The 22383-nt window shown below is 41.2% G+C and carries 19 protein-coding genes and 12 tRNA genes; 24 read left to right on the forward strand and 7 right to left on the reverse strand.

From position 1 onward, the window contains the following. The first annotated feature begins 3 nt into the window (after positions 1-3). The 12 genes from EAI95_RS07455 (at position 4) to EAI95_RS07510 (ending at position 1044) form a co-directional block, all read left to right on the forward strand. Positions 4-76: transfer RNA gene (locus EAI95_RS07455), tRNA-Val, on the forward strand. Positions 77-84: 8 nt separating this feature from the next. Then, a tRNA-Gly gene (locus EAI95_RS07460) sits at positions 85-155 on the forward strand. A gap of 33 nt (positions 156-188) precedes the next feature. Continuing rightward, a tRNA-Ile gene (locus EAI95_RS07465) sits at positions 189-262 on the forward strand. 13 nt (positions 263-275) lie between these two features. Beyond that, positions 276-347 (forward strand) — tRNA-Glu (locus tag EAI95_RS07470). 9 nt (positions 348-356) lie between these two features. Then, positions 357-446 (forward strand) — tRNA-Ser (locus EAI95_RS07475). Between the two features lie 9 nt (positions 447-455). Beyond that, positions 456-529, forward strand: a tRNA-Met gene (locus EAI95_RS07480). 5 nt (positions 530-534) lie between these two features. After that, positions 535-607, forward strand: a tRNA-Phe gene (locus tag EAI95_RS07485). 16 nt (positions 608-623) lie between these two features. After that, positions 624-704, forward strand: a tRNA-Tyr gene (locus EAI95_RS07490). Between the two features lie 6 nt (positions 705-710). Then, a tRNA-Trp gene (locus EAI95_RS07495) sits at positions 711-781 on the forward strand. Between the two features lie 12 nt (positions 782-793). Further along, positions 794-866, forward strand: a tRNA-His gene (locus EAI95_RS07500). Between the two features lie 13 nt (positions 867-879). Beyond that, positions 880-951, forward strand: a tRNA-Gln gene (locus EAI95_RS07505). Between the two features lie 9 nt (positions 952-960). Next, positions 961-1044: transfer RNA gene (locus EAI95_RS07510), tRNA-Leu, on the forward strand. Positions 1045-1117: 73 nt separating this feature from the next. Here the strand turns inward: EAI95_RS07510 and EAI95_RS07515 are convergent. The 5 genes from EAI95_RS07515 to EAI95_RS07535 are packed head-to-tail and all read right to left on the reverse strand — an operon-like array spanning position 1118 to position 4608. Further along, positions 1118-2251, reverse strand: a complete 1134-nt coding sequence (locus tag EAI95_RS07515) for a site-specific integrase (RefSeq protein ID WP_129822627.1) — start codon at positions 2249-2251, stop codon at positions 1118-1120. A gap of 3 nt (positions 2252-2254) precedes the next feature. After that, positions 2255-2449, reverse strand: coding sequence for a DUF3173 domain-containing protein (locus EAI95_RS07520; protein ID WP_000598356.1), 195 nt, complete (start codon positions 2447-2449; stop codon positions 2255-2257). 59 nt (positions 2450-2508) lie between these two features. Beyond that, a complete protein-coding gene (locus tag EAI95_RS07525; protein ID WP_001096843.1) occupies positions 2509-2895 on the reverse strand; it encodes a hypothetical protein in 387 nt (128 codons plus the stop codon). Between the two features lie 2 nt (positions 2896-2897). Next, the gene (locus EAI95_RS07530; protein WP_129822628.1) at positions 2898-4094 is read right to left on the reverse strand and encodes a replication initiation factor domain-containing protein; all 1197 of its coding nucleotides are present in this window, start codon (positions 4092-4094) and stop codon (positions 2898-2900) included. A gap of 40 nt (positions 4095-4134) precedes the next feature. Further along, positions 4135-4608: a hypothetical protein gene (locus EAI95_RS07535; RefSeq protein ID WP_000182279.1), complete on the reverse strand. Its 474-nt coding sequence runs from the start codon at positions 4606-4608 to the stop codon at positions 4135-4137. A gap of 319 nt (positions 4609-4927) precedes the next feature. Between EAI95_RS07535 and EAI95_RS07540 the strand changes: the two genes are divergently transcribed. Beyond that, the gene (locus EAI95_RS07540) at positions 4928-5374 is read left to right on the forward strand and encodes a helix-turn-helix transcriptional regulator (protein WP_000287814.1); all 447 of its coding nucleotides are present in this window, start codon (positions 4928-4930) and stop codon (positions 5372-5374) included. A gap of 163 nt (positions 5375-5537) precedes the next feature. Here EAI95_RS07540 and EAI95_RS07545 read toward each other — a convergent pair whose 3' ends face one another. Beyond that, complete coding sequence (locus EAI95_RS07545; RefSeq protein ID WP_009732038.1) at positions 5538-5864, reverse strand: multidrug efflux SMR transporter; 327 nt, start codon at positions 5862-5864, stop codon at positions 5538-5540. Between the two features lie 729 nt (positions 5865-6593). Between EAI95_RS07545 and EAI95_RS07550 the strand changes: the two genes are divergently transcribed. The 5 genes from EAI95_RS07550 to EAI95_RS07570 all read left to right on the forward strand — a co-directional run bounded on the left by EAI95_RS07550 (position 6594) and on the right by EAI95_RS07570 (position 10969). After that, entirely contained in the window at positions 6594-7031 is a 438-nt protein-coding gene (locus EAI95_RS07550) for a zinc-dependent MarR family transcriptional regulator (protein ID WP_023027536.1), read from the forward strand. Further along, positions 7031-7735, forward strand: coding sequence for a metal ABC transporter ATP-binding protein (locus EAI95_RS07555; RefSeq protein ID WP_023027537.1), 705 nt, complete (start codon positions 7031-7033; stop codon positions 7733-7735). The genes EAI95_RS07550 and EAI95_RS07555 overlap by 1 nt, the downstream gene beginning before the upstream one ends. Further along, entirely contained in the window at positions 7728-8531 is an 804-nt protein-coding gene (locus EAI95_RS07560; protein ID WP_125374845.1) for a metal ABC transporter permease, read from the forward strand. The genes EAI95_RS07555 and EAI95_RS07560 overlap by 8 nt, the downstream gene beginning before the upstream one ends. Positions 8532-8539: 8 nt before the next feature. Next, positions 8540-10039, forward strand: a complete 1500-nt coding sequence (locus EAI95_RS07565) for a zinc ABC transporter substrate-binding protein AdcA (RefSeq protein ID WP_129822629.1) — start codon at positions 8540-8542, stop codon at positions 10037-10039. A 384-nt stretch (positions 10040-10423) separates the two neighbouring features. Beyond that, on the forward strand, positions 10424-10969 hold the full coding sequence (locus EAI95_RS07570) for a DUF6287 domain-containing protein (protein WP_129822630.1): 546 nt from the start codon (positions 10424-10426) through the stop codon (positions 10967-10969). Positions 10970-11029: 60 nt separating this feature from the next. Here the strand turns inward: EAI95_RS07570 and EAI95_RS07575 are convergent, their stop codons facing one another. Further along, positions 11030-13108, reverse strand: a complete 2079-nt coding sequence (locus EAI95_RS07575; RefSeq protein WP_129822631.1) for a GH92 family glycosyl hydrolase — start codon at positions 13106-13108, stop codon at positions 11030-11032. 197 nt (positions 13109-13305) lie between these two features. Here EAI95_RS07575 and EAI95_RS07580 point away from each other — a divergent pair, with 197 nt between their 5' ends. The 6 genes from EAI95_RS07580 (at position 13306) to EAI95_RS07610 (ending at position 22342) form a co-directional block, all read left to right on the forward strand. Continuing rightward, the gene (locus EAI95_RS07580; RefSeq protein ID WP_129822632.1) at positions 13306-14586 is read left to right on the forward strand and encodes a glycoside hydrolase family 125 protein; all 1281 of its coding nucleotides are present in this window, start codon (positions 13306-13308) and stop codon (positions 14584-14586) included. Positions 14587-14781: 195 nt separating this feature from the next. Further along, complete coding sequence (locus EAI95_RS07590) at positions 14782-17427, forward strand: alpha-mannosidase (RefSeq protein WP_129822633.1); 2646 nt, start codon at positions 14782-14784, stop codon at positions 17425-17427. A gap of 84 nt (positions 17428-17511) precedes the next feature. Continuing rightward, positions 17512-18381 (forward strand): ROK family protein, encoded by an 870-nt coding sequence (locus EAI95_RS07595; RefSeq protein ID WP_129822634.1) that lies wholly within the window; start codon positions 17512-17514, stop codon positions 18379-18381. After that, positions 18375-20255 (forward strand): beta-N-acetylhexosaminidase, encoded by a 1881-nt coding sequence (locus EAI95_RS07600; RefSeq protein WP_129822635.1) that lies wholly within the window; start codon positions 18375-18377, stop codon positions 20253-20255. Before EAI95_RS07595 ends, EAI95_RS07600 begins: the two co-directional genes overlap by 7 nt. Positions 20256-20466: 211 nt before the next feature. Continuing rightward, positions 20467-21396 (forward strand): sugar ABC transporter permease, encoded by a 930-nt coding sequence (locus tag EAI95_RS07605; RefSeq protein WP_023022063.1) that lies wholly within the window; start codon positions 20467-20469, stop codon positions 21394-21396. Between the two features lie 13 nt (positions 21397-21409). Continuing rightward, positions 21410-22342: a carbohydrate ABC transporter permease gene (locus tag EAI95_RS07610; RefSeq protein WP_048717481.1), complete on the forward strand. Its 933-nt coding sequence runs from the start codon at positions 21410-21412 to the stop codon at positions 22340-22342. The last annotated feature ends 41 nt before the right edge of the window (positions 22343-22383 follow it).

Below are 22383 nucleotides of genomic sequence, written 5' to 3' on the forward strand. Positions count from 1 at the left end.
TTTGGGAGTTTAGCTCAGCTGGGAGAGCATCTGCCTTACAAGCAGAGGGTCAGCGGTTCGATCCCGTTAACTCCCATTTTTCAAGCGGGTGTAGTTTAGTGGTAAAACTACAGCCTTCCAAGCTGTTGTCGCGAGTTCGATTCTCGTCACCCGCTTTGAACATTTGTTCATTACCAAGTTTTTAACTTGGGCGCGTAGCTCAGGTGGTTAGAGCGCACGCCTGATAAGCGTGAGGTCGGTGGTTCGAGTCCACTCGTGCCCATTTTTAATATTATGGTCCGTTGGTCAAGGGGTTAAGACACCGCCTTTTCACGGCGGTAACACGGGTTCGAATCCCGTACGGACTATATTATATTGGAGGATTACCCAAGTCCGGCTGAAGGGAACGGTCTTGAAAACCGTCAGGCGTGTAAAAGCGTGCGTGGGTTCGAATCCCACATCCTCCTTAATATTAACGCGGGATGGAGCAGCTCGGTAGCTCGTCGGGCTCATAACCCGAAGGTCGTAGGTTCAAATCCTGCTCCCGCAATATTTGGCTCGGTAGCTCAGTTGGTAGAGCAATGGATTGAAGCTCCATGTGTCGGCGGTTCGATTCCGTCTCGCGCCATAATTTAATATTATTCGGAAGGGTAGCGAAGAGGCTAAACGCGGCGGACTGTAAATCCGCTCCTTCGGGTTCGGGGGTTCGAATCCCTCCCCTTCCATCCTTTACGGGCATAGTTTAAAGGTAGAACTAAGGTCTCCAAAACCTTCAGTGTGGGTTCAATTCCTACTGCCCGTGTATAAGAATATGGCGGGTGTGGTGAAGTGGTTAACACACCAGATTGTGGCTCTGGCATGCGTGGGTTCGATCCCCATCACTCGCCTATTTTATATTATTGGGGTATAGCCAAGCGGTAAGGCAAGGGACTTTGACTCCCTCATGCGTTGGTTCGAATCCAGCTACCCCAGTTATACTTTGCCGGCGTGGCGGAATTGGCAGACGCGCTGGACTCAAAATCCAGTGTCCGCAAGGACGTGCCGGTTCGACCCCGGCCGCCGGTATAGTATTAAAGACAAGGTTTTCGGACCTTGTCTTTTTTTCTCTGTTTTTGTTGAGTTACCAATTTTTTCCATTTTAAAATAAATCGTCAAGTTTATTAGCCAATGTTTTCTGTTTGCTAGGGTACAAATGAGAATAAGTATCAATTGTTGTTGTAATAGATGCGTGTCCTAATCTTTCTTTGACAACAAGGTAATCCTCTCCTTGATTTATTAGTAATGATGCATGAGAGTGTCTCAAATCATGAATTCTTATTTTCTTTAAATCTTTATCCCTTTCTAGTATTTGCTTAAACTTCTTATCAATCATATTTTTTGTAATTGTTATTGGTGTGCTCTGTATTATTTGTAGTTCGTCTGTTTTTTTCGTAAATTCCTCAAGTTTTTCTTTTTGTTTTACTTTCCAATCTTTTAGCATTTCTGCTAATTTCTGATTTATTGTTATATTTCTAGTTCCTGATCGTGTTTTTGTTGTATTAATGTAGCTTGTATTATTGACAAAGTATACCGTTTTGGTAACGTAAATCGTATTTGTTAAAAGATTTATATCATTCCAGTTCAATGCGAGGATTTCTCCCATTCTCATTCCAGTAAAGAAAGCAATTACGAAAAACAGGTCATAGCTTATTTCATCATCTCGAATGAGTTCTCTAAATCTCGTGAATTCTTCTATACTCCAAAATTTGATATTAGGCTTCCTAATTGGTAATTTTCTCAGATTCTCAACAGGATTTTTATCAATGAGGGATTTTCTTATACCAGTATCAAAAATTTTTTTAAGTAGAATTAGAATTTTATTAATTGTATTATGACTTAATGTTTCATTTTCATTTTGTTTTTTAGGTTTTGTTTTTAGGTATTCACGAAATTCGAATATATGGTCATACGTTAATTTATTTAAATTTGTATCTTTAAAATAAGGCTTAATATGACGCTCATAATTGTTTCTTTGTGTACTTGTATAGCTTATTTTTCTGCCATTTTTCAGATCATCTTCTTCAAGTAAGTCGAATAACATATCTGTTGTCACTACAAAGTCAAATTGTTTTTCTTTCAATTCTACAACTCGAATATGTTGTTCTAGCTCTAGGGCTTCCTTTTTAGATTTTAATCCTTTCCGAATGATACGTATTCTTTTTTGTGTGACTGGGTGGAATCCATTAGAAACATCAACGGTCCATTTACCACTTTTAGTTTTACGAATAGTCATTCATTAGGCTTCTTTCTGGAGTTCAATTCCTAATAGTTCTTCAGCGACACTGGCTGGAATTGTACCAATACGTTTGTTATCGTAGATATTAAAACCACGATTCACTAATAGTAATTTGCCAGTATGGATAATCTTTCTTGCAGTTCCTGGAGCAAATCCAAGTTCGATAAGGTCATCTTTTGTTACAGTTTTAATCATGTGATCTCCTTTTCTAATTAGATTAACTAAGGGGAGGATTAACTCCCCTTGTATTTTACTTATTTTTGTTTTACATCTACTAAATGGATAGCATCAGCCTTGTAATACATTGTCGTGCTAATCATAGTAGCTTGTAAATTGTCAAATGTAACTGGTACTTCATCCATTGCTTGGATATAGTCATTATCAACCAAGGCATCTGGATTGTCTACTGAGACTTGGGTTGATTTCTTTTTGAATTGTCCATCCTTGATTGTTACATTGTATTTCCAACCAATGATTTTATCGGTATTAAAACGTCTTTCGCTACCATCTCGGTTTTTGATAATTTCTCCGTTTGCATCTGCTCGGACTTCCGTTTCAAATTTTGGAATGACTTCATCCAATTCAAATTTTGTTCCAATGTTATTAAAATTCCAGTCATTTTGTGAAAGCATTTTTGCCATAGTTAATTTCTCCTTTTAATATTTTCTTTGATTGTAGGGATCAAATCCTCTCGTTTAAAGAGTATTGCTCTTTCTATTAATCCACTTGCTAAATCTGGTGGATATTCCATATTGTTGAGTGCGAGATAGTTAGCTTTCTCATACTCATGCAGTAAGTTATTGTCGTATAGAAATTTATACGCTTTTAGAATAGCTCCTGAACCTTTATAGGTAAACCATTCTAATTTTTGTTCTAGTTCTGTTTTTGATTTTGAAATAATGATAGAGACGGGTTTTGAATGGCCTAAAAACTTTTCCCAAGATCTCAAAGGTTTTGAGAAATAGCTATCACTATAGAACCTCACTTTTTCTTTGAGGTATCCCTTGGTAAAGTTGAGAAGATCTATTTCTGAATGCAACCATTCTTGAATGAAGTAGTGAGCTTTTGCTTTCCTAAGTTCTAACTCAGTTCTTATCCAATTTTCTATATACCGCTTGCTGATCCCGAGCTTTTCAGCTTGTTCTAAGCGCTTATCGTAAATTCTAAGTCTTTCATCATCATTGGGTTTTCTTAAATATAAGGTCTGACCGATCGTTTCATCTCCGTAGGTATTGTAGTAGGTGCTTTTTCCATATAGAAAGCGTTTCTTCTGACAAATCTTTAGAAGTTGATTAGGAGTGAAATAGGGTGTTTCATTAAAATCATCTATTGCAATATCAATTCGTCTTACTGAAAAATGAATGTAATTGTAGTAGAGGTTGTTCAGAAACTGTCTTTCGGAGAGACTATTTGGATCTAATACCATATCTCTATAGAACTCTAGTGCCTGTCCTGACATGACAAGCATGTAGGACGACTCTTTCGATCCATAGTAGATACGGATATTCCCATAATGAAGCTGGCTATCATAGTTATAGTATTTAAGGCTCCCCTTATTCTCAATAAATAGGTCAAAGTCAAGAAATAGGATATCTTCGATTATTTCTTTTGGCGAAAATTCAGTCTTATCAAACTGAATTTGAATCCAGTCAAATACAGAACGTAAATGCTCATTTTTTGCCATAGATTTTGATTCAACTTTTTGCCTAATTTTGCCACCCTTAAAATCTCCAAAACCCTTGGTAATACTGAATTTTTTCGATGGTACACCTAACTTGCAGAGGGTGGTGTTACTACACACCCTATCGGTCAAAAATGGTCCGTCCGCATCTACGCTCATTTTCGGCTTTCTGCCTCATGGCTCAGCCGAAAACTCGCTATTAGCCGAACCTATTTTTTGACCTCTTGTTAACAAACCCTAGTAAGCCGGTTTGCATCGACTCTTCAATATCTTGGATTTTCTTTTTTAGGTTGGAATTCTCAATTTTTATCAGTCGCATTTCTCGCTTAAATTCCTGTTTTAAGGCGCTCAGTTCATCGTAGAGCTCATCTATTACTTGGTTTAGGGATTCATGTTCATTGTCTGCTAGACTCCCAAATACGGCTTGTATAGCCTCTTTTAGACCTATTTCAAGTTTTAGTTTAGCTAACTTTTGAAATTGTCTAAGGTCTTCGTCTGTAAAATCATAGGCAACTGTATAACTTAATTGATGAGTTCTGGGATTTCTACTGATAGGAACTTTAATTTTCTTAAATTCCTTGCCACTTATCTCTTTAATCAGTTGAATCCAATTTTTAAGAGTAGAGGTAGAGTTTAGGCCAGAAATTTGATTGACTAACTCTTTATTGGTCATCTTTTTGTGAAACCTCCGAAATTTTCTTGTGCAACTGAAGAGTTTTCTGTGGTATAATTGTTACATAATATGTTTTGATCTTGGAACGAACGGCACATTTGTTTCAAGATTTTTTATTTTGTCGAATCCTACCTCCTTTATTAAAATTTTTTAAATCGACTACTAGTTACATACGCTTTTACCTCCTTTTATGCTATAATATTCTCAATGGAATATTCAATCTCAAAATAAATATTCCTTATGGAATAATTCTATTTTATACCGTTTAGAATATTTTGTCAAGCTAAAATATACGAATAAGAATATCTATAGGAGAATTATGTATACAGAGGATTATAAATTTTCAGAGAGGTTAAAAACTCTCAGAAAATCAAAAAAGTTAACTCAAGTACAAATATCGGAATTAATTGGAGTTCAACAAGGGACATATTCTCGGTGGGAGAATGGAACGTTAGAACCAGGATTAGAATTCGTTGTGAAATTAGCAAATATCTTTGGGACTACTACAGATTATTTGCTGGGACAAAAACCTTATTCAATTATCAGTAGTTTACCTCTAGAACAATTAGATCTTACCAATATTGCAAACTTTTCAAAGGATGAGTTTGATATTTTGAAACATTCAATAGCAGTTTCGGTGGCAAGAAATAAAATAAAGGCAACAGAACTAAAAGATAGAGTTATAGAAAAAAATCAGTTGTCAGAAAAAGATGCAGAACTTTTGAATAAGATTTTTGAAGAAGTTAAAACTTATTGGGAAAATTAGGAGGACGCTAGTCTTCAAAATTCCCTCCCAAAATGTGTCCAAAATATTGACAGAATTCTAGCTTTTCATTATAGTTCTTATGGAACTTTTTTTCTACAACAAAATAGGCTCCATAATATCCATAGGGGATTTACCCACTACAAATAGTATAGAGCCGGTTTTATTAATGTCCTGCATTTCCTAATAAGTTAACCATGACAACACCAATGATAATCAAAATTAAACCGATAATGCTATAAACATTTAGTGTTTCTTTGAAAATCATTACTGCGATAGAGGCTGTCAAAACTAAACCGACAGCTGACCATGTTGCATAAGCTATTCCTAAAGGAATTTTTTGCATTGCTAGTGAGAGGAAATAGAAACAAACGCCATAGCTAAGTAGGGCAGAAACGGTTGGAATAGGCTTTGTAAAACCGTCTGATAATTTCAAAAGGTTAGTTCCCAATATCTCTCCTACAATGGCGATAAAAAGATAAAAGTATGACATGTCTTTAACCTCCTATATGTCATGTTTTTGCTCTAAGAGCTATTATAGCTATCCGTTTTTTATAAATCTTGGCACAAGTCATGAGAATTTGTAGTAAAACTGTGGCAGACACTTTTTCAGAACCAATAGCTGATAAGTTTAGTATATCATAAGATAAATTTAAAAAAAAAGTTTTGTTAGAAAATGAATTATCAAATTCTTGGGCTAAAGAGTTATTTTTGTTAAAATAATAAAAAACACTTACCCTAATTAAAGGAGAAAATAAAATGATTACATTAACTGTTAATCGTACAAGTGTCTTGAATACCTCTGGATGAATATAACCTGTTGGGACATATCGTCTATTCTCTGATGATGCTCTTAGAACGATAAGGTATGGAGTGTTACCAAAAAGTTACTAAAATTTGAAAAATGAGTCTATTTTGCAAGATTCAAAAGGCTTAAAACCCTATTAAATCAGGGTTGTAAGATTTAAATAATGGAGTTATGGAACTCAAAATCCAGTGTCCGCAAGGACGTGCCGGTTCGACCCCGGCCGCCGGTATAGTATTAAAGACAAGGTTTTCGGACCTTGTCTTTTTCTTTTATTCGTTGAATTTTTACTGGTGAGTTACTAATAAATTCCTTAAATTTATTCTCATTGTTTTCTGAAAATACTTTGACTACTTTCCTTTACTGTGTTATAATTAACCGGTAAAGTATTTACCGGTTAACAGAAAGGAAATACATATGAAAGTTGCTAATCAGATTGAACATTTTTTAAATTCTATTTTACTTATTTCTGAGAATCAGCATGAAGTTTTGATTGGTTCCTGTACGAGTGGTTTTTCTTTAACCAACACGCAAGAGCATATTCTAATGTTACTTTCAAAAGATAATTATTCAAATTCTGAGCTTGCTAAATTGCTAAATGTCAGTCAAGCTGCTGTGACCAAAGCAGTTAAGCAATTACTTTCTTTTGGCATGTTGGAAGCTTTGAAAGACGAGAAAGATGCTCGTATTGTTTTGTATCGGTTAACAGATTTAGGGCGTCCGGTTGCTGAAGAACATTCTCATCATCATGATCATACTTTGGCTGTGTATAATCAAGTTTTGAGTGAATTTTCTCAAGAAGAACAGATGGTTATTTCTAAATTTTTATCGCGCTTATTGGAGGATCTTCGTTAATGCGTTATATTACTGTTAAAGATCTTTCATTTTATTATGATAGAGAGCCTGTTCTAGAAGGTGTGAATTATTACTTGGATAGTGGGGAGTTTGTGACCCTGACGGGTGAGAATGGTGCTGCTAAATCTACTTTGATTAAGGCAAGTCTTGGAATTTTAAAACCCAAAGTAGGAACTGTTGAAATCGCTAAGGAAAATGTAGCGGGTAAAAAATTACGAATCGCTTATCTTCCGCAACAAATTGCAAGTTTCAATGCTGGCTTTCCAAGTTCTGTTTATGAGTTTGTGAAATCGGGACGTTATCCTCGTAAGGGCTGGTTTCGTCGGTTAAATCATCATGATGAGGAGCACATTTTAGCTAGTTTATCTTCTGTTGGGATGTTAGAGCATCGTGATAAACCGTTAGGGGCTCTATCCGGTGGTCAGAAGCAACGGGCTGTCATTGCACGAATGTTTGCGTCTGATCCAGATATTTTTGTGTTGGATGAACCGACTACTGGGATGGATGCTGGTAGTAAGGATGAGTTTTACGAATTGATGCATCACAGTGCCCACCACCATGGGAAGGCTGTTTTAATGATTACGCATGATCCCGAAGAGGTGAGCCATTACGCGGATCGCAATATTCACCTGGTGAGAAAACAAAATTCTCCATGGCGTTGCTTTAATGTCCATGAGAAAGATGGAGGTGAGGAGCATGCTTAGTTTATTTCAATATGACTTTATGCAACGGGCTTTGTTGGCGATGGTTGCCATGAGTCTCTTCTCCCCTATCTTAGGTGTATTTTTGATTTTGCGTCGTCAGAGCTTAATGAGTGATACACTGAGCCACGTCTCTCTATCAGGGGTTGCTTTTGGCCTCTTCCTTGGTTTCTCTCCAACTATTTCTACAGTCATTGTGGTCATCATAGCTGCTGTATTTCTAGAGTACTTACGAACAGTCTATAAAGATTTTATGGAAATTGGGACAGCGATTCTCATGTCGACCGGATTGGCCTTGGCTTTGGTGATCATGAAGGGTGGCGGTAAAAGTTCTATGAGTTTGGACCAGTACCTATTTGGCTCTACCTTGACCATTACGGATGAGCAAGTGCTTGCTTTGTTTATCATTGCAGCCATTGTCCTAGTTTTAACGATTCTCTTTATTCGTCCCATGTATATCCTTACATTTGATGAGGATACAGCTTATGTAGATGGTTTACCCGTGCGTCTCATGTCTATCTTGTTTAATATTGTGACAGGGGTGGCTATTGCCTTGATGATTCCGGCTGCAGGTTCCTTGTTGGTATCTACTATTATGGTCTTACCAGCTAGTATTGCTTTAAAGCTAGGAAAGACCTTCCGTTCGGTTATGCTTCTGGCAGTGGTCATTGGTTTTGTGGGGATGGTCAGTGGTCTCATTCTTTCGTATTATCCGGATACACCGGTTAGTGCGACCATTACCCTCTTATTTGTATCCTTCTTTTTGCTCTCAAATCTTTTTGTTAAATTTAGAAAATAGGTGATCTTATGAAAAAACTTGCATGGCTCGTGTTAGCCTTTTGTAGTATTTTTTTAGTAGCTTGTAGTGGTGGTCAAAATCAGTCAGGGAAATTGAAAGTCATGACGACTTTCTATCCTGTCTATGAATTTACTAAGCAAGTCGTTGGAGACGAGGGAGATGTGGAGCTCTTGATTGGCTCTGGTTCGGAACCCCATGATTTTGAATTGTCTGCCAAAGGGCGCGCAAAAATCCAAGAGTCAGATGTCTTTGTCTATGAGAACGAGAATATGGAAACTTGGGTGCCTCAGTTGTTGAAATCAATGGATGGCAAGAAAACAAAGGTTGTCAAAGCGACGGAGAATATGCTTCTTTTACCAGGTGGTGAAGAAGAGCATGACCATGAGGGAGGGGAAGAACACCATCATGAGTACGATCCCCATGTCTGGCTTTCTCCACAGAGAGCCATTAAAATGGTAGAAACGATTCGTGATCAACTGGTGAAACAGTACCCAGATAAAAAGGCTAGCTTTACAGCAAATGCAGATGCCTATATTGCCAAGTTGAAAAAATTGGATGACAGCTATACGAAGAGCTTATCTGCAGCGAAACAGAAAAACTTTGTCACTCAACACGCAGCTTTCCGTTATTTGGCCCTGGACTATGGCTTGAATCAAGTCTCTATTTCAGGTTTGTCACCAGATAGTGAACCGTCTGCGACTCGTTTGAGTGAATTGACAGAGTATATCAAGAAGAACGACATCAAGGTCATCTACTTTGAAGAAAATGCTTCTAAATCCTTATCGAAAACCTTATCTGCTGAAACCGGTGTGGATCTAGCTGTTTTGAATCCATTAGAGAGCTTGACAGATGAGCAGATGAAAGATGGGGAAGACTACATCTCTATCATGGGAGCCAACCTCAAATCTTTGGAGTTAACAACGACTCAAGCCGGAAAAGAAATCGCTCCAGAAGAGGAAGAAGACACCAAAACAGTAGCCAATGGCTACTTTGAAGACAGTGCTATTAAGGACCGAACTCTTTCAGACTATGCGGGAGACTGGCAGTCTGTTTATCCTTATTTAGAAAATGGAACCTTGGATCAAGTTTTTGACTACAAAGCTAAACTAACTAAGTCCAAAACAGCTGAGGAGTATAAAGCCTACTACACCACAGGTTATAAAACAGATGTCGAACGGATTGTCATTACAGACAAAACCATGACCTTCTATAAGAATGGGGAAGAGAAGAAGTTCGAATACCGCTATGCTGGGAAGCATACACTAACCTATACAAAAGGGAATCGTGGAGTGCGTTATCTCTTTGAAGCAACAGATCCAAATGCGGGTGAATTCAAGTATGTTCAATTCAGTGACCACCAAATTGCTCCTAATAAGGCAGCTCACTTCCACATTTTCTTCGGTGGGGAAAGTCAAGAGGCTCTTTATAAGGAATTAGAAAATTGGCCTACTTACTACCCAAGTGACTTGACAGGATTTGAAATTGCACAGGAAATGTTAGCCCATTAATCAAATAGAGAAGGAACCAGCTGGTTCCTTTCAGATTGAAGACAAAGTAATTTTAGAAACTTTCCTTAGGTGAGTACGGACGTCAGCGAACTTCGAAGAAGTTCCATGACTTAGTTTTGGATCTAAGGTTCCAAAACTCCCGAGTGCCTGAAACACAATAGTTTCAGGCACTTTTCTCACAGCGGAAAGTTTTTCATCTTATTAAATTATTAAAAAATATAATCATTTTTTGAAAATCATCTAGCTGTTTTATGTAAAACAATAGTTTGTCTGCATTCAAGAAGGAACCAGCTGGTTCCTTTTTTGATAGTAACAGAAACTTGTCAATTTGCTAGAAAAAGGATAAAATTAGGCTTAGAGAATACATTGAATTGAGGGAGATTCATGATGAAAAAGTATCGTTTGCTATTATTGCTTTCTGCTCTATTGTTTTTCCTTGGAGCCTGCGGTGATAAAAAGCAGGAGACAGGGTCTGAAAGTAAAGAAAGTACGGTTCGTCAATCGAAGGACAGCTCAGCTACTAGTGAAGCAAAGAAAGCTGAGAGTTCGAGTGATAAGAAAGAGAAAACAAAGATGGATATTGAAGCAATTGCTCAAGGGGATTATAGTAGCGTAGCTGGTGTCTGGCAAGATGACAAGGGGAATAAATTGGTCTTTGATCAAAATGGTTTGGTCTCTAACGAATATGAATCTTACGGTCTCTCCTTGACGGATTATGGGACTGTTTCGGGAGGAGTTTACGGAGGAATCACAGGTGGATTTTTAATGGAATTCATCCCTGCTGGGCTTACGATTGATGATCAAACGGATGAAAATGGAGAAGTCGTCTTCCATGATAACTCTGATGCCAGCAAGGATCGTCTCTGGACTGGAACTGGGATGTACAGTTTTACCGAACAAGGGTCTTTCCTCTATAAGGTTGGGGATTAGGTCGTATAAATGAAATAGAAAAGAATGAGGAGTGTCCAACTCTTCATTCTTTTTCGTTTTTTAGATCTTAGGGAGCCAAGAAAGGTGGAAATCCAGCTTCTCTGCTTTCAAGAGGTCTTGGTGGCTCACTCTATCGATTCTGTTCCCATCAAGGGAAACATCTTGAAGGAAGTGTGCCTGGGCTGTGTGGGCTGTACGATGGATATGCAGCCATTTTTTCTCTTGAGGGAGATAGAGACGCAGGTGTTTGAAGAGGGGGATTCCTAGGTCATAGACTGGCTTGCCTGGACAAGTCGGATAGAGTCCCAAAACCGACCAGATATACCAAGAAGATAGACTGCCATTATCTTCATCTCCTGGATAGGCTTGGAAGCTTGGCTGGAAGGCTTCCTTGCGAAGGGCTTGGATCAGGACGCTAGTGTATTCCGGGTGTTGGCTATAGCGAAAGAGATAGGGGATGTGAAAACTCGGTTGGTTTGAAATGGCAATTTGCCCAAAAGGAGCTTGGGCCATCTCACTCATTTCATGAATTTCGTAGCCATAGCCCGTCACCTCATAATGCGGTGCTTGAGTGGCTAGTCGAGTTAAATAGTGGGTGAAGCCTTCTTCTCCACCAAAAAGTTGCTTGAGGCCCTCGATGTCGTGAAGGGCGCCTAAGGTTGCCTGAATGGCAGAGCACTCTGCATAGTCGCGTCCCCAACTGATGGGCGAGAAGTCTGGTCTAAAATGACCTTTCTTATCTTTGGCCCGAATATAACCTGTTTCTGGATCAAAGAGGGTTCGATAGGAAAGACTAGACTGGGCATATTCTTTGGCCAACTCTTCCTTGCCAAGTAGCTGGGCTGTTTGGGCAATACAAAAGTCGCTATAGGAGAAGTCAATGGTGTGACTCACGCTTTCGTGATAGTCGGTGGATAGATAGCCTAACTCCTGATATTCTTTAGCTCCTCGTCGACCGTAATGACCATTTGGATCCTCTTTCCTAGCTGTATCCAACATGGCTTCAAAAAGCTCCGTGTGGAGGTCGGGGGCTAGGCTTTTCTGAATAGCATCTGCAATGACTCCGTCAATGAGGGTTCCAGGCATCATGCCTCTTTCGTCCGGCGCTAGCCATTTAGGGAGGAAACCGGTATCCCGGTAATGGCTGAGGAAGCCTTCGAGAAATTCTTGGTAGAGCTCAGGATAGGCTAGGCTATAGAGAGGAAAGGTGGTCCGAAAAAGATCCCAGAAGCCCAAACTCGTGAAGTATTTTCCTTCTTGAATGCGGTTGTGTGCGAAATCGCGATGGACTGCTTTCCCCTCTGGGGTCACTTCATAACAAGTCTGAGGAAAGAGCAGACTACGGTAGAGACAGTGATCGAAAAAGGTTCGATCCTCTCCGCCCGTATCTAAAATGTCAAATCGATCCATTAGCTCTTGCCATTTGCGGCTCGCTTTTTCTTTCATCTCTTCAAAGCTAGCTGTAGGAAGGTGAGATTTGGCCAACTCAGGGTTGATAAAGGAAGTGCCTAATTGAGCTTCTAGGGTAGGGCTGTCAAATTCTAGGATCAAATCCTGTCCTAGCCAGTGAGTGCGAGTGATGGCTTGGTCAAATTCGACATGAAGATAGAAAGGATAGGTTTGTTGGTCGGTATGATTTTGGTCTAGGATGTGGAAATGTAGATTCGTTTCTCCGAATTCTACTTCAGCTAGTCCATTGGGGCAATGAATGGCCAGTGAAAGTGCAGACGGCCCTCTAAAGCGGAGAATAGCCCCGTAGAGGCTGGGTGTCAGCTCTGTGTGGATTTGATAGCGCTCTGAGGTGAGGGCTAAATAATGGGGCTGAAAGACAGCTTCTTGGACCCGGTAACTGCTCTGTCTGAAATAGAGGTCTTCTTGAGTCGGAATGTCTGTCAGTGGGGTGAGGAGACACCAGGAAAAATCTCCAATCCAAGGGCTAGGCTGATGGGTCAAGCGAATACCTTGAAAAATAGGAAGGTTGGGATTGAAAAACCAAGCCCCCTGTTCATGTGTCGTCTGCGGGAGGAAATAATTCATCCCAAAAGGAACTCCTGTGTAAGGGAGGGTGTTGCCGTTAGAATAAGCTGAGTGATTGTCTGTTCCTAAGCGGGTATCAATGTGAGTAATATCGGTCTTCATGCGGGACCTCCTGTGTCATACGAGGGCCTTCAAGCCCTTTTCTTTCTTTCTTTATTTTAGCAGAAGCCACTCAAATGGGAAAGTCTTTTTCAAAACTAGAAAAGTTTGTAGAAAAAGGGCTATAATTTGCGTATGTATTTCCCATCTGAAATCTTTTATACTGAATAGGAAAGAATCGATACGTGTGAGGAAAAGGAATGACTTATTCAAAAGAAATCGTCAGAGAATGGCTGGACCAAGTAGCAGAACGTGCCAAGGAGTACCCGGAGTGGGTGGATGTCTTTGAGCGTTGCTATACAGACACCTTGGATAATACAGTTGAGATCTTAGAAGACGGCTCAACTTTTGTACTAACTGGGGATATCCCCGCTATGTGGCTTCGTGACTCAACTGCTCAGCTGAGACCATACCTTCATGTGGCAAAAAGAGATCCTCGTTTGCGTCAGACCATTGCAGGTTTGGTCAAACGTCAGATGATCTTGATTCTCAAGGATCCCTATGCTAACTCTTTCAATATTGAGGAAAACTGGAAAGGTCACCACGAAACAGACCATACAGACCTCAATGGCTGGATTTGGGAGCGTAAGTATGAAGTGGATTCGCTTTGCTACCCTTTACAGTTGGCTTATCTTCTCTGGAAAGAAACAGGAGAAACTAGTCAATTTGATGAGACTTTTGTTACAGCGGTCAAGGAAATTCTTCATCTCTGGACAGTGGAGCAAGACCACAATAACTCACCATACCGTTTCGTCCGTGATACCGATCGTAAGGAGGACACTCTGGTCAATGACGGCTTTGGGCCAGATTTCGCTGTGACAGGGATGACCTGGTCAGCCTTCCGTCCAAGTGATGACTGCTGTCAGTATAGCTACTTGATTCCATCCAATATGTTTGCGGTCGTTGTCTTAGGTTATGTCCAAGAAATCTTTACTACATTGAATCTAGCTGATAGTGAAAGCATGATTGCTGATGCCAAACGTCTGCAGGCTGAGATTCAAGAAGGGATTGAAAATTATGCCTACACCACTAACAGTAAGGGTGAAAAGATTTATGCCTTTGAAGTGGATGGTCTAGGAAATGCTAGCATCATGGATGACCCTAACGTACCAAGTTTGTTAGCTGCTCCATATCTTGGTTACTGCGATGTGAACGATGAGGTCTATCAAGCCACTCGTCGCACCATTCTCAGCCCTGAAAATCCCTACTTCTACCAAGGAGAATACGCTAGCGGTCTCGGAAGCTCTCATACTTTCTACCGCTATATCTGGCCGATTGCCCTGTCGATCCAAGGTTTAACAGCTACAGATAAAGCCGAGAAGAAATTCTTGCTTGACCAGTTGGTTGCTTGTGATGGTGGTACGGGTGTCATGCACGAAAGCTTCCACGTAGATGATCCTACTAAATACTCGCGCGAATGGTTCTCTTGGGCCAACATGATGTTCTGCGAATTAGTCTTGGATTACTTGGATATTCGTTAATACTCTTCGAAAATCAAATTCAAACCACGTCAGCTTCGCCTTGCCGTACTCAAGTACAGCCTGCGGCTAGCTTCCTAGTTTGCTCTTTGATTTTCATTGAGTATAAGGAGCACGCTTTAGCTTCACTGATTCTTGTTAGAATCACAAGTTTATATTTTAAACATTAAAAATTTAAGTTAGAATGAGGTTTTACTCATGGAAAATGTTGTTGTACATATCATCTCTCACAGCCACTGGGATCGTGAGTGGTATCTACCTTTTGAAAGCCACCGCATGCAATTGGTGGAACTGTTTGACAATCTGTTTGATCTTTTTGAAAATGATCCTGAATTCAAGAGCTTCCACTTGGATGGCCAAACGATCGTCCTTGATGACTATTTAGAAATTCGTCCTGAAAACCGTGACAAGGTGCAGCGTTATATCGACGAAGGCAAACTCAAGATTGGACCCTTCTATATCTTGCAGGATGATTACTTGATTTCCAGTGAAGCTAACGTCCGCAATACCTTGATTGGACAAGCGGAATGTGCCAAATGGGGCAAATCTACGCAGATCGGTTACTTCCCAGACACCTTTGGAAATATGGGACAAGCTCCTCAAATCCTTCAAAAGTCAGGCATTCACGTCGCAGCCTTTGGTCGCGGTGTCAAACCAATCGGATTTGACAATCAAGTCCTTGAAGATGAACAGTTTACCTCTCAATTTTCTGAGATGTACTGGCAAGGGGCTGATGGTAGCCGTGTACTCGGCATTCTTTTTGCTAACTGGTACAGTAACGGGAATGAAATTCCAGTGGATAAAGACGAAGCCTTGACTTTCTGGAAACAAAAATTGGCGGATGTCCGTGACTATGCATCGACCAACCAATGGTTGATGATGAACGGCTGTGACCACCAACCCGTTCAACGAAACTTGAGTGAAGCCATTCGCGTCGCCAATGAACTCTTCCCTGACGTGACCTTTATTCACAGTTCCTTTGATGACTACGTGCAAGCAGTAGAAAGTGCCCTTCCTGAACAATTATCAACCGTCACAGGTGAGTTGACCAGTCAGGAAACGGATGGTTGGTATACTCTTGCTAACACATCTTCTTCCCGTATTTACCTCAAACAAGCCTTTCAAGAGAACAGCAATTTGCTAGAGCAAGTGGTGGAACCTTTGACCATCATCACTGGTGGATATCACCACAAGGATCAATTGACCTATGCCTGGAAGACGCTCTTACAAAATGCACCGCACGATAGCATCTGTGGCTGCAGTATTGACGAAGTTCACCGTGAAATGGAAGTTCGTTTTGCCAAGGTCAATCAAGTCGGAAACTTCGTCAAAACCAACCTTTTGAACGAATGGAAAGAGAAACTCGCGACTCAGAAAGCCCAGAGTGAGCATCTCTTTACGGTTATGAACACTGGCTTGCATGGCAAGGTGGATACCGTCAGTACGATTGTCGATGTAGCGGTTTGTCCATTTAAGGAATTGCACCCGACAGAAGGCTTCAAGAAAATGGCCGCTTTGACCTTGCCAGACTATCATGTAGAGGATTTAGATGGGCATCTTGTAGAAGCTGAGATTGAAGACTTGGGGGCAAGTTTTGGCTATACCTTACCAAAGGATAAATTCCGCCAACCCTATATTGCGCGTCAAGTGCGCGTGACGGTTCCTGTTCACCTAGCGCCTCTTTCTTGGACCACCTTCCAGCTTCTGGAAGGAAAAGCTTCCCATCATGATGGGATTTACCAAAATGGGGTTCTCGATACACCATTCGTAACCCTCAGTATTGATGATGGCTTGACCCTTTACGATAAGACGACTAACGAAGCTTACGAAGACTTCATCCAATTCGAGGATCGTGGGGATATTGGAAATGAGTATATTTACTTCCAACCAAAAGGAACCGAGCCAATCTATGCGGAGCTGAAAAGCCATGAGATCTTGGAAAACAATGCTCGTTATGCCAAAATCTTGCTCAAGCATGACTTAACCATCCCAGTCAGTGCAGATGAAAAATTGGATGCGGAGCAAAGAGGCATTATTGAGTTTATGAACCGAGAGGCAGGTCGTTCAGAAGAGGTGACAACCATCCCTCTTGAAACAGTGATGACCGTCTTTGTGGATGACCCGCAAATTCGCTTCAAGACGAGCTTTACCAATACTGCTAAGGATCACCGTATTCGTCTCTTGGTGAAGACTCATAACACTCGTCCAAGTAATGACTCGGAAAGCATCTATGAAGTTGTGACACGGCCAAATAAACCAGCAGCTTCTTGGGAAAATCCTGAAAATCCACAACACCAACAAGCCTTTGTCAGCTTGTATGATGATGTCAAAGGAGTGACAGTAGCTAACAAAGGATTGCACGAATACGAAATCCTTGGAGACGACACAATCGCAGTAACCCTTCTGCGTGCTTCAGGTGAGCTAGGTGACTGGGGCTACTTCCCAACACCGGAAGCTCAGTGCTTGCGAGCTATCGAAGTTGAGTTTGCAGTAGAGTGCCACCAAGCTCAGGATCGTTTTTCAGCTTTCCGTCGTGCCAAAGCCTTCCAGGTGCCATTTACAGCTCTTCAAGTTGCAAAACAAGAGGGTAGCGTTGCAGCAACGGGAAGTCTCTTTAACCATCCGGTACTGAACTTGCCACAAGTATGCCCAACAGCCTTTAAAGTTGCTGAAAATGAAGAAGGCTACGTCCTTCGTTATTACAACATGAGTCAAGAAAATGTCTGTGTGTCTGAAAAACAACAAACCATTCTTGACTTGTTGGAACGCCCATATCCAGTTCATTCAGGATTATTGGCACCACAAGAAATTCGTACAGAATTGATCAAAAAAGAAGAAATTTAATTTCAAAAAGAAAACATAAACAGAAAGGAGGAGCGAAAAAGTAAGAATCGATTGCTGACTCGCTCCTTTTTACAGGTGAAAGCCATGACCCTTGCAACCATTGATATCGGAGGGACCGGCATAAAATTTGCTAGTCTCACACCTGATGGAAAAATTTTAGATAAGGCCAGCACTCCGACTCCAGAGACTCTGGAAGAGTTGCTAGCTTGGTTGGAGCAACGCTTGTCCGAACAGGACTATCGTGGGATTGCCATGAGTGTGCCAGGAGCCGTTAATCAAGAAACAGGAGTGATTGAAGGAATTAGTGCCATCCCTTACATTCATGGTTTTTCTTGGTATGAGGTCCTTGCTCATCACCAACTCCCTGTTCATCTAGAAAATGATGCCAACTGTGTTGGACTGAGTGAACTGTTAGCTCATCCTGAAATTGAAAATGCAGCCTGTGTCGTGGTTGGTACAGGAATCGGTGGCGCCATGATTATCAATGGCAAGCTTCACCGAGGTCGCCATGGACTGGGCGGTGAGTTTGGCTACATGACCACCATCGAGCCTGCAGAAAAACTCAACAACTGGTCACAACTCGCTTCTACGGGAAGTATGGTGCGCTACGTCATTGAAAAATCAGGTCAGTCTGACTGGGATGGCCGTAAGATTTACCAAGAGGCTGCAGCAGGAAACACCCTCTGCCAAGAAGCCATTGAACGCATGAACCGTAACCTAGCTCAAGGCCTGCTCAATATCCAGTATCTAATCGACCCAGATGTCATTAGCTTAGGTGGTTCTATCAGCCAAAATCCTGAGTTTATCAAAGGGGTGCAAAAAGCAGTAGACACCTTTGTCGAAATCTATGAAGAATATACAATTGCTCCAGTCATTCAAGCCTGCACCTATCAGGCAGATGCCAATCTCTACGGTGCCCTTGTCAACTGGTTACAGGAGGAAAACCAATGGTAAGTTTTACAGGACTTAGTCCCAAACAAGCGCAAGCTATCGAAGTATTAAAAAATCACATTTCTCTATCAGATGTAGAGGTGGCAGTCGCTCAGTCTGACCAAGCTTCTATCTCTATCAAGGGTGAGAAGGGGCAGTATCAACTGACCTACCGTAAACCTCATCAACTCTACCGTGCTTTATCTGTGCTAGCAACAGCTTTAGCAGAAGGGGACAGGGTAGAGATTGAAGAGCAGGCGGCCTATGAAGATTTAGCCTATATGGCCGACTGTTCGCGAAATGCCGTGCTCAATGTTGCATCAGCCAAGCAGATGATTGAAGTCTTAGCTCTGATGGGTTATTCAACCTTTGAGCTCTACATGGAAGACACTTATCAAATTGAAGGACAACCTTACTTTGGTTATTTCCGTGGGGCTTATTCAGCTGAGGAATTACAGGAAATCGAAGCCTACGCCCAACAGTTTGACATGACCTTTGTCCCATGCATCCAAACCTTGGCTCACTTGTCAGCCTTTGTCAAATGGGGGGTTAAAGAAGTCCAGCAACTCCGCGATGTAGAGGACATTCTCCTCATCGGCGAAGAAAAAGTTTACGACTTAATCGACGGCATGTTTGCGACGTTGTCTAAGCTACAAACTCGCAAGGTCAACATTGGGATGGATGAAGCCCACCTGGTTGGTTTGGGACGCTACCTTATCTTGAACGGTATTGTGGATCGTAGTCTCCTTATGTGCCAACACTTGGAGCGTGTGCTGGATATTGCAGACAAGTATGGTTTCCACTGCCAGATGTGGAGCGATATGTTCTTCAAACTCATGTCAGCAGATGGCCAGTACGACCGTGATGTAGAAATTCCAGAAGAAACTCGTGTTTACTTAGACCGTCTCAAGGACCGTGTCACCTTGGTTTACTGGGATTATTATCAGGATAGCGAAGAAAAATACAATCGTAACTTCAATAACCACCATAAGATTAGTCAGGATATCGCCTTTGCAGGTGGGGCTTGGAAGTGGATTGGCTTTACACCTCATAATCATTTCAGTCGTCTTATCGCTCTTGAAGCCAACAAAGCCTGCCGTGCCAATCAAATCAAGGAAGTTATTGTGACTGGCTGGGGGGACAATGGCGGTGAAACAGCTCAGTTCTCTATTCTGCCAAGCTTGCAAATCTGGGCAGAACTCAGCTACCGCAATGATTTAGAACGTTTATCTGCCCACTTCAAGACCAATACAGGCCTATCCGTTGAGGACTTTATGCAACTGGATCTTGCCAACCTCTTGCCAGATCTACCAGGTAATCTCAGTGGACTCAATCCCAACCGCTATGTCTTTTATCAGGATGTTCTCTGCCCAATCCTTGATAAGCACATGACTCCTGAACAGGACAAACCTCACTTTGCCCAAGCAGCTGAGACCCTTTCTAACATCAAAGAAAAAGCAGGTGCCTATTCTTACCTTTTCGAAACTCAGGCACAGTTGAATGCTATTTTAAGTAGCAAAGTGGATGTAGGTCGACGCATCCGTCAAACCTATCAAGCGGGTGATAAAGAGAGTTTGCAACAAATCGCTAGAGAAGAATTGCCAAAACTCAGAAGCCAGATTGAACACTTCCATGCTCTTTTTAGCCACCAATGGTTGAAAGAAAACAAGGTCTTTGGCTTGGATACCGTGGATATTCGTATGGGTGGCCTCTTGCAACGGATCAAGCGCGCAGAAAGCCGCATTGAAAACTACCTAGCAGGCGAAATCTCTCGTATCGACGAACTAGAAGTAGACATCCTGCCATTTAATGATTTCTATGGAGATAAGGACTTCGCAGCGACGACGGCTAACCAGTGGCATACCATTGCGACAGCTTCGACCATTTATACGACCTAATTCAAAAAGGGTGTCTTTAAAGAAAATGATCTTGAAGGAGGAGAAAGATGTCCGATGGAGGCATTTCTTCTCCTTTTTTCTCCATTTTTAAGGCTATGTCATAAATTTGTAGAATTTTTTCTATAATTAGGAGTTTGAAAAAGTTTTCATAGAGTTTTATAATAAAAAATGTAAACGTTACCAAAAATAAAATGACAAAGGGGGGAGTCAGATGAAAAAGTTTGTTAAGACCTTGAGAGAAAATCTCATTTTCTTCTTGATGGTTTTACCAGGTGCAGCGTGGTTGATTTTATTCTTCTACATACCTGTTTTGGGAAACGTTGTCGCATTTAAAGACTATCATATCACCGGAGAGGGATTTATTGATAGTGTAATGAAGAGTAAGTGGGTAGGATTTGATAACTTCAAATTCCTCTTTAGTTCTAAAGATGCTTATATCATTACAAGAAATACCGTCCTTTACAACCTTGCCTTTATTTTCTTGGGCTTGATTGTTTCCGTTGGGATTGCCATCATCTTTAGTGAGATGCGTTCCAAACGGTTGGTTAAAGTGTTTCAAACATCAATGTTGTTCCCCTATTTCTTGTCATGGGTTATCATCAGCTTCTTTACAGATGCCTTCTTAAACGTCGATAAAGGTTTGATTAACCACATCTTAACATCACTTGGGATGAAAGGAATCAACTTCTATACAGAGGTTGCCATCTGGCCAGCGCTTCTCCTCTTCTTAGGAATCTGGAAAGGCTTTGGTTATAGCAGTGTTATGTACTATGCAACCATCATGGGAATTGATCCAACCTTCTACGAAGCCGCAACAGTGGATGGAGCATCTAAGTGGCAGCGAATCCGCCACATTACCATTCCTCAGTTGGCTTCCTTGATCACGGTCTTGACCATCCTTGCCATCGGAAATATCTTCCGTGCTGACTTTGGATTGTTCTACCAAATCCCACATAACTCAGGTGCTCTTTATAGTGTGACAAACGTAATTGATGTCTATGTCTACAACGGACTTGCTAAATCAGGAGATATTGCGATGGCCGCAGCGGCTGGTCTTTACCAATCAGTTGTCGGATTGATTCTCGTTTTACTTTCTAATATTGTAGCACGTCGAATTGATAAGAATGCAGCGCTCTTCTAGAAAGGAGGATACCATGGCAAAATCAAAAATTAAAAAAGAAAAAGTTGATAATGTTGGGATCCACTCCTTCAGTAAGAAAGCAGACATCTTCTTTAGTAGCATCGTTGGCTTGGTTGCTCTATCCTGTATCTTGCCCTTCATCTTCGTTGTCATGATTTCCTTGACAGATGAACAAAGTTTGGCAATTCACGGCTTCCAATTTTGGCCTGCTAAATTCGGTACAGATGGCTATCTTTTCCTTGTGCAATTTAAGGATAAGATTCTTCAAGCCCTCTTTATTACCTTGTTTGTAACGATTGTAGGGACAGCATGTAATGTCTTTATTACAACGACCTACGCCTATGCGATCTCTCGTAGAACCTTTAAGTACAGAAACTTCTTTACTGTCTTTGCCCTCTTGAGTATGCTCTTTAGTGCAGGGATGGTACCAGGATATATCGTTACCACTCAGTTGCTTCATTTAGGAGATACGGTTGGAGCCCTTATCATTCCGATGTTATTGAGTCCTTTTAACATCATCTTGATGCGGACCTTCTTCAAACGGACGATCCCAGAAGCCATTCTTGAGTCTGCTCGGATAGATGGAGCCAGTGAGACACGGATCTTCTTCCAGATCTGTTTACCACTTTCTCTCCCAGGGATTGCGACCATCAGTCTCTTTACAGCCCTCGGCTTCTGGAATGACTGGTTCAACGCCCTCCTCTATATCAAGAGTGAAAACCTCTATCCCCTTCAATACTTGCTGATGCAAATCCAAAATAATATGGATTACATCTCTAAATCAGTCGGTGCATCTAGCCAAATCGCTGGTGCAGTCCAATCCCTTCCTAAGGAAACTGGACGGATGGCCATGGTGGTGGTGGCAACAGTTCCAATCGCTATCCTCTATCCATTCTTCCAACGTTACTTTGTAAAAGGATTGACCATCGGTGGTGTGAAAGAGTAAGCAAACCTTTCTCACCCACCCTTCATTATGTTAATAAAGAA

This window comes from Streptococcus sp. bf_0095, from assembly GCF_004166885.1.
GTDB lineage: Bacteria > Bacillota > Bacilli > Lactobacillales > Streptococcaceae > Streptococcus.